The sequence below is a fragment of the Pseudomonas sp. GYB4201 genome (genome assembly GCF_056312595.1).
In genome coordinates this window covers 1-1,654 of sequence record NZ_JBWGIG010000086.1, presented here as the reverse complement: position 1 = coordinate 1,654, position 1,654 = coordinate 1, and the positions used below count along the sequence as shown (strand labels likewise).

Here is a 1,654-nt window from a genome sequence, read left to right as displayed (position 1 = left end):
AAAATAATCCTGTTACAAAATCGCCCAGCCCTTGCCAGCCGCGGCCTGGACCCCATGTGCGCAAAAAGTTGCGCACTTTCCTTGGTGTTAAGATCCGCGCCCCGTGCAGGAAGCTCTGGATCCAACCTCTTCCTGCCCGCTACACACCGCAGCACGCAAGAGGACACGGAATGTTCGCACCCGCGGATCAGACCCAATTCAGCATCACCTTCGACGGCCTGGAAAGCGACTTCCAGGTCCTCGCGTTCACCGGCACCGAGGGCATCAGCCAGCCCTACCGTTTCGAGATCGACCTGGTCAGCGAACGGCCCGACGTGGACATCGAAACCTTCCTGCACCAGCAGGCGTTCTTCGCCCTGGACGCCAACGGCAGCGGCATCCACGGCCAGGTCTACCAGATCGCCCAGGGCGACAACGGCAAGCGCCTGCACCGCTACAAAGTGGTGCTGACCCCGCAGCTGGCCTACCTGGAACACCGCATCAACCAGCGCATCTTCCAGCAAATGAGCGCGCCGACAATCATCGGCCTGATCCTCGAAGAGCACGGCATCCTCGGCAACGCCTACCAGTTCCAGCTGGGCACGCCCTGCCCCGACCGCGACTACTGCGTGCAGTACGACGAGTCCGACCTGCACTTCATCCAGCGCCTGTGCGAAGAGGAAGGCATTCACTACCACTTCGAGCACAGCACTGACGGCCACCAGCTGGTATTCGGCGACGACCAGACGTTCTTTCCCAAGCTCGGCGCACCAACTTCCTACGTGCAAGACACCGGCATGGCCGCTGACAACCCGGTGGTCAAGCGCTTCAGCGTGCGCGTGGAAACCCGCACCAGCCGCGTCACTCGCCGCGACCACGACTTCCGCAAGCCACGCCTGGAGCTGGAAGCAGCCTACAAGCCCAGCAGCCAAAGCGTCGCCCAGCCCGACCTGGAAGACTACGACTACCCCGGCCGCTTCACCGACCGCACACGCGGCAAGCAACTGAGCCAGCGCGCCCTGGAACGCCAGCGCGCCGACTACCGCCTGGCCGAAGGCCGCAGCGACCAGCCCACCCTGGTCAGCGGCCACTTCCTGCCCCTGGCCGACCACCCGCGCAGCGAATGGAACGACCTGTGGCTGCTGACCGAAGTGTTCCATGAAGGCAAACAGCCCCAGGTGCTCGAGGAGTCGGTGACTAGCGACACCACCGAGCACAAGGACGACTTCCACCAGGGCTACCGCAACCGCTTCCTGGCCACCCCCTGGGACGTCTTCTACCGCCCGGCCCTGAACCACCCCAAGCCGCGCGTGCTGGGCGACCAGACCGCGATTGTCACCGGGCCCAAAGGCGAAGAGATCCACTGCGACCCGTACGGCCGCGTCAAAGTGCAGTTCTTCTGGGACCGCGAGGGCCAGGGGGACGACACCAGCAGCTGCTGGCTGCGCGTGTCCTCCAGCTGGGCCGGCGAGCGCTACGGCGGCGTGGCCATTCCGCGCGTCGGCATGGAAGTGCTGGTCACCTTCCTGGAAGGCGACCCCGACCAGCCGGTGGTCAGCGGCTGCCTGTACCACGCTGAAAACAAGGCGCCCTACGACCTGCCCGCCAACAAGACCCGTAGCGTGTTCAAGACCATGAGCAGCCCCGGCGGCGGTGGCTTCAACGAACTGCGCAT

General features: G+C 64.8%; 1 protein-coding gene. It reads left to right on the top strand.

Annotated elements, in window-relative coordinates; all coding sequences use genetic code 11:
• Positions 1–170: 170 nt before the first annotated feature.
• On the top strand, positions 171–1,654 hold a 1,484-nt coding region (locus AC0Z2B_RS32420; protein ID WP_476302257.1), incomplete at its 3' end, for a type VI secretion system Vgr family protein.